Origin of the sequence: Streptomyces sp. NPDC012794, assembly GCF_042901085.1 — a bacterium.
Taxonomy (GTDB): Bacteria; Actinomycetota; Actinomycetes; order Streptomycetales; family Streptomycetaceae; genus Streptomyces.
In genome coordinates this window covers 208783-214993 of the sequence record NZ_JBIBCI010000013.1, presented here as the reverse complement: position 1 = coordinate 214993, position 6211 = coordinate 208783, and the positions used below count along the sequence as shown (strand labels likewise).

The 6211-nt window shown below is 64.8% G+C and carries 3 protein-coding genes and 2 pseudogenes; 2 read left to right on the top strand and 3 right to left on the bottom strand.

Translation table 11 applies throughout. The features are described 5' to 3' along the window. Positions 1-2007: 2007 nt before the first annotated feature. A pseudogene (locus ACFY7H_RS24025) lies at positions 2008-2375 on the top strand (transposase); the annotation flags it as partial. 349 nt (positions 2376-2724) lie between these two features. Here the strand turns inward: ACFY7H_RS24025 and ACFY7H_RS24020 are convergent. Then, positions 2725-3594: an RICIN domain-containing protein gene (locus ACFY7H_RS24020; protein WP_388941253.1), complete on the bottom strand. Its 870-nt coding sequence runs from the start codon at positions 3592-3594 to the stop codon at positions 2725-2727. A 737-nt stretch (positions 3595-4331) separates the two neighbouring features. Between ACFY7H_RS24020 and ACFY7H_RS24015 the strand changes: the two genes are divergently transcribed. Then, the gene (locus tag ACFY7H_RS24015) at positions 4332-4793 is read left to right on the top strand and encodes a hypothetical protein (protein WP_388941237.1); all 462 of its coding nucleotides are present in this window, start codon (positions 4332-4334) and stop codon (positions 4791-4793) included. Positions 4794-4920: 127 nt separating this feature from the next. Here ACFY7H_RS24015 and ACFY7H_RS24010 read toward each other — a convergent pair. Continuing rightward, positions 4921-5241: pseudogene (locus tag ACFY7H_RS24010) on the bottom strand (hypothetical protein); the annotation flags it as partial. Between the two features lie 258 nt (positions 5242-5499). Next, a complete protein-coding gene (locus ACFY7H_RS24005) occupies positions 5500-6075 on the bottom strand; it encodes a hypothetical protein (RefSeq protein ID WP_388941234.1) in 576 nt (191 codons plus the stop codon). Positions 6076-6211 lie beyond the last annotated feature (136 nt).

Here is a 6211-nt window from a genome sequence, read left to right as displayed (position 1 = left end):
CCAGAGCCGGCCCTTCGGGCCGGAGTCCTGCGCTTCGCTCCGGACAGGTTCGGGTTCCGCTGCGCTCCACCCGAACGGCCCGCTTCGCGGGCCTAGTTGACTCCGTTCCACGGCGTCCGAACCTTCGGCTCGTTGGGGTGTCCGCTCCGCTCCCACCCCAGGCCCGCTCCGCGGGCGGCCAGCAGCAGTAAAAGGGGCTCTGTCTCTGCTGCCCGGGGACGGTCGATCGGTCCAGGCAGCCTCGCCCCAGGACAGTGCGAGCTGCTCCATGGCGCGGCCGGCTGTGTGAACAGGCACGCCCAAGACAGACAGCCATGATCACTACTTCCACTCCCGTCCTGACGCCAATCCAGCGCCCGCCACCACACCCGTCCACAGGCGCCTTCCGATGCCCGCTGCGCGGGAGCCCGCCCGCTGACCTGCGGAACATTCCCTAGCGTTGCTTTTCAGCAAGAACTACTAGGACCCCGAGATGCCACACACATGCCACAGTGAGAACCTAGCCATGAGGGCCGTCACATAGTGGCCCGACGCGAGGCCTGAGGCCGCGACGTAGTGCGATGAAACCCAGGTCACCAGCAGGCCCCTTCGAGGCGTGCGACGCCGGGACCTGAACCCGCAGACTCCGCTGACTGAAGGACGGTGGGAAGCATGGCTGCACTGGTACTACGACGGATGACGATAGTGCTCGCCTCCTGCGCCGTTGCCGCCGGAGGCCTGATGGCGCCGACGGTCACCGATGTCGCTGCGCGAGGGTGCTACGTGGATGCCTACCCGCCTGGTGGCGGCACGAACATCGGCGGATCTCCAAACAGGTACAAGTGGGCTAACACGCCTTATATCGGAGCACGGTACGACCGGTGCACCGGGCGGGTCTCTGTCATCTACGGCGGGTACCGCGCCACGCACTACAACGTCCGCTGGGTCGCGCCGAATGGACCTTGGGAGCAGGGCGAGCTGGATGCAGGGAAGGGATTGTGGTCGTGGCCTGCCCGCCACGGCGACTACAACCTCACGATCCAGGCGTGCACCCGCCAGACCTTCGCACCCTCGAAATGCACCAAATGGGCTCCGCAGCTCTACCTCAACACGCGGTGACGGCCTAGGCGCTGTCGGCGAGGCTGGCCAGAGCGTGGACCCCCACCGAGCCAAACGCACTCGGTTCGGTTAAAGACCAGCGGCCTCGGGGTGGGCGTCGGCCTCGTCGACGCGCTGGCGGCGATAGGTGATAATCAAGGCCGCCGCAGAAATGTTCACCACCAGCGAGCTCCGGTTCGCTCCTGCGCGCAGGAGCGAACCGGAGCTCGCTGCGCTCGGCTGGCTCGGCTTCGCCGAGCCAGGGCCGGCCCTTCGGGCCGGTGTCCTTCGCTTCGCTCCGGACGGTTCGGGGTTCCGCTTCGCTTCGCCCCGAATGGCCTGCTCCGCAGGCCTGGGTGACCCCGTTTCACGGGGTCCGGGCCTGCGGCCCGTTGGGCGGGTCCGCTCCGCTCCCCCACCCGGTCCTTCCGGCTCCGCCCTTCAGGACCAGCCCGCTCCGCGGGCGGCCAGCAGGGTGGGGGGTGGCCTCGGAACGCTCCTGCTTGCGGGGCTGTCCCTGGGCTGGTCAGGGGCGGGGGCTCTCCGCGTGGCTGGTACTGCCGCTTGGATGGCGAGGTCCCCTGTCGTCCGCATGCCGATTCCTGTCAGTCGGGTGACGAGCATCCTGGGGTGGGCGCTGCAGTCTCGTGGTTCATGGAGGTCGGCCGGTTCCTTCTGCTTCATTCTGGTGGCTGGATTGAAACTGGATCTAGGGGTATCCCGCGCTGGTGCCTGGCTCTCCGAGTGGACTTCGCTTGACGGTGTCAGCGAGGGAGCCGTATATGACCATTGTTCAGCCTGCTACCGGTAGTGGGCAGTTCCACCGTAGGACATGCCCAAGGCCGCCGAGAGCTGCTTGACGTCGAGTTCGTCGGCAAGGGTGAGCAGCCGTGGGGAGCGCAGGATCCGCGGGAGGAGGCCGACCGGTGCGAGGCAGTCCTCGGCCGATCCCGAGGAGGCCTGACCAGCAAAATCTACCTCGCCTGGGCCGGCCCCGATGCCGCCCGGATCACGTGATCGCCGACAAGGCCTACAGTTCACGCGGATTCCGCTCCTACCTGCGGCGACGCGGTATCGGGCACACGATCCCGGAGAAGAACGACCAGAAGCAGCACCGCCGCAACCGAGGTCGGCGAGGCAGTCGGCCCACAGGATTCGACCGCGAGATCTATCGCCGCCGCAACACCGTCGAACGCTGCTTCAACCAGCTCAAAGGCTTCCGCGGCATCGCCACCCGCTACGAGAAGACCGCCACCTCCTTCGAAGCAGCGGTCACACTCGCATCACTACTGCTCTAGGCAAGATCAATTTGAAGACGGACCCGAGAGGTGCCCCGACGAGCATCAACACCCAAGAGAGTCACTGTCTCTCACCCCACCACCCCCAAACCGAGAGATCGCAGCCGACGCCGCCGCATCCTCGGGTAGGCCGGATACATGAGCGGGTCCGCCGGTTCGGTGGACGAAGCACCGTGTCAGGGCGTGGACCGCCCGCCCTACCCATGTACGGCCCGACCGTCCTACCGCGTGGAGTACGTGGCTCAGCAGGCGGCCCTGTGTCGGGGCATTGAGCGTCAGGACGAAGGCTGCGGGGCTGCCGCTCCGTCACCCCACCGCGTTCGTCCAAGCGGCAGCTCTTGCTGGCGCGTCACATCAGGATGCGCCAGGCCTGATTCTTGTTGCCGAGGCAGGTCCACTGCTGAAGATAGGTTCCTTGCGGAGGGGCATTTTTTACGTCCGGGTTGTGAGCATCTAGGCACTTGTCGCTGTTCCAGTTGCGAATCTGCCACTTGTTGTCTGCGCGGCGCTCAAGATACCACCGCTGATTTGTATTACCAGTGCAACCATACTCAACGACCCTAGCCCCGTCATTAGTCCGAGCCCCCACCACGTCCAGGCACTTCCCGCTACCCGCTGCCACAATCTCAAATCTGTTTCGGAAGGCGCTCCCGTCCCACGTGCGCTGCGTCCTAAATCGATATCGAGTGTGATGCGATGCCGAAGGTGAAAGAATCACACTTGCCGCATCCCCGAATCGTCCTCCAGTGTCCACCGCAAGTCTGCGCTGACCATTTCCTTCACGAGTGTAGTCACTGTGAATCGAATAGACCCTGTCCCACACGAACGGGATCGGGACAAGGTTTCCCCAAATGACACGATCTGCCGTTGCCCGCCAGTTACTGGGTGCCCGTTCGGCATCCCGTTGGTTTTCATCCCGCTCAACAGGCGTGACGCAGACCTTGTCGCCAGGCACTGCATCACGGGGCACATAGCCCGCCTTACATCCGTTGCTGGTACTCGCATCGCGTCGGAATGGGCCCAGATAGTTTTCCCAACCGAAGAAGGTTTGCCGTGACGCCCCGATGCAGACATGATCGACGGGCGTGCTCAGCCTCCATTTGGTTCCCTCTACACAGGTGTCGGGCCCGCGCGCAGGCCGACTGCCAGCTGATGATGTTGAGCCTGCAGCATCGCTCCATGGAGCGACTGCAAGGGAAGTGGCCCCTGCCAGGAGCATGAAATACTTAACCGGGGACCGAAGGGTGAAGGAGTTCCCCTTCTGCTTATTTCCCGTCATAACTATACCTACTATATGACTTCCGGCCCGTGAGGGCGGGTAAGACTGGAAAACAAGTCGCGCGAGGGACTGCAAGGCTTTGGTCACATCGGTGCGACTGAGCTTGCATGGGTGAAGCATGTTTGCCTGGGGGATAAGCAGGTGCTCGGCCGACGAAAGTCGGCCACGCAGTAGAAGTGGCCCTTTACCTCGCCCGGCAATGGACCTTCACGGGAGCACGTGGACCATCATTGGTCGGACTCCTCATGAGTCCGGGCCACTTCCAGAGTCTCACTTCATGCCGACTTCGCAAGTCTGCATTGAAATCACTCGGATCCCATTCGGCTCACCTTCGCCAACCGGGTCGACAACCGCAGCAGCATGCCCGGCCATTCCAGTCGCTCACCATGCGTTTCAGGGTACCCGGCCACCAGCTCGTTGACCGGTCCACATTGTAGTGTATTTATCATTGAAATGTGTCCGATTCGAGGTCTCCTGCACTTGCGATCAGGATCCAGGAGTGCTGGTCTTGAATAGGCGGCGGCAGGCGGCGATGGCAACGGCAAAGACCCGAACGCGTAGCGTTCGGCTGCGAAGGGGAATGAATGCTGCGCCCTCCCGTGGCCCGTCAGTAAAGGTGGCCGGACGCGTCGTGATCGCTAGACCCCGTGTGCTGCCGCCCGCTAGGGAGGTACACGATGACACACGTCTCTTCTGCCGGCAGTCCACTGCGCCGGATTATTGCCTTGTTCGTAACGGCCGCCTTGACGCTTTCCCTCTCGGTCACGGTTACGTTCGTCTCGGCGGAACAGGCATCCGCCCTGTGTGTCGCAAACAATTTCTCGGGAAGGTGGCGTTCATCCGATGGCAGGCTGAGCCGTATCGATGTGTGGCATGGAGAGAACTGCCAGCTATACGCGAAAGCCTGGTCCCGCTGCAAAGGCGACCCGTCCCGCGACTGTAGCTGGGACAGGAGGGGGAAGGTGCTGCAAGCCACCCCGGACAGGAACTTCCGGTTCTTCTCTTACGAGTGGAACGACGCGACCGAGGTGGTGCAGCTGCGCCTGAAGGACAGGTCCCACTTGGCGGCGTGGGACCACACGGATTACAACTCCGGTAAGAAGGAAAGCTTCTGGGTGCAGATGGTCAAAGACCGCTGATCGTGCCTGACAGACCGAACATTCCTGCAGCAGGGCCTCGGACCGTGATTGGGCGGGGCCCTTCACCGTGTGTCCCGGCAGGATCGGCGCGCCCGCACCTCCGGCTCCGCGGCCGGCCATGCCCGGTCTACCCCCGCATCGGCCGGGAGCACTCCTCGTCGTAACCATCGAGGCAGTACGGCTCCGGTCCATCCCCGCGTCGGCGGGGAGCATACCTCGCGGCCCCTCCTATCTCAGACGGTCGGTCACGGCCAGCGCGGCTTCCGCCAGCCTGGCGGCCCAGCATGTTCGTCGGATGACAGTGGGAAAGCCACACCTCGAGCTGCCGGGCCGTCTCCAGGTGCCCGAGATACTGGCAGGAGGCTTCGTCGTCACGCCACGCGATCACGAAGTCGCCATCGTCCGGTGTCCCGAAGCCGCCGCTGAGGCAGTCAGCGAATGCATCGAGCGGTGGCATTCCAGCGGTGGAACGCGAGTGCGACCCCGCCTGTGAGGAGGCCGCGATCGCGCTCGAAGACGGCGATCTGCCTGTTCGCCGAGGCGGACACTCCACGAATCACGGGGGTCCGCCGATGCCGTTGTGGCGTCGCGGCAGCTACGCTCTGATCTCGCCCGGTGACCGGCGAGGCATGAACACTTCCAGGAGAAAGACGCTGAGGCGTCCGACCCTAGGAGCTCGTAACACGATCTTGATGGGGCGCTCTGGTCAGCCGTGACCGGTGTGACGATTCGGCCGTTCATGATGGTGTGAGTACTCGGCCGTGGCCCTCCTGGCGGGCGGTGCGCGCCTTGCGGACATCGTTCCGGGGGTGACATGGCACGCGAGGACATCGGCCGGTGGACGGCCACACAGCGCAGTGACTTCCGCCGACTGAACGAGGAGCAGCAACGCCGCCTCGCCGAACTCGGGGTGAAGCCCGCGCGAGCCGTACGGGCCCGCACGGCCGCCGCGGAGCCGGGCACGACCACCACGTCCGGGCGCGGTGCGGAAGCCTTCCACAAGGGCGTCCAGGCCCTCACGCAGTACATCAAGCGGGAAGGCGGCCTGCCCGGACGGGCACACGTCGAGCACCTCCCCGACGGGACCGATCACCGTACCGGCGTGTGGATCGCCAACCAGAAACAACGCCGCGAGCGGCTCGGCCAAAACCAACTCGCCGCCCTGGCCGCCCTCGGGGTGGAGCTTCGCGCGCTCGGATGCATGCTGCTCCGGAGTCACGTGGTAGGGGCACGGCTCCTCCCGGGTGAGCCAGCCGCATGGGGAGCCGTCCTTCTTCGGCATTCCGCACCGGTCTGGGTTCCATCGCCACCGTCCCAGAGCCGTTCCTTGCTCCCACGGCCTGGTGTACGGGGACTCGCAGCAGGAGCACACTGGCGTCGCCTCGGGGCCGAGCGGTACTGCGGAGTACTGGTAGCCG

Bases quoted from the DNA above. Each gene is read 5' to 3' on its own strand.
- ACFY7H_RS24020 (WP_388941253.1), bottom strand. From the start codon at position 3,594: ATGCTCCTGGCAGGGGCCACTTCCCTTGCAGTCGCTCCATGGAGCGAT.
- ACFY7H_RS24015 (WP_388941237.1), top strand. From the start codon at position 4,332: ATGACACACGTCTCTTCTGCCGGCAGTCCACTGCGCCGGATTATTGCC.
- ACFY7H_RS24005 (WP_388941234.1), bottom strand. From the start codon at position 6,075: ATGCCGAAGAAGGACGGCTCCCCATGCGGCTGGCTCACCCGGGAGGAG.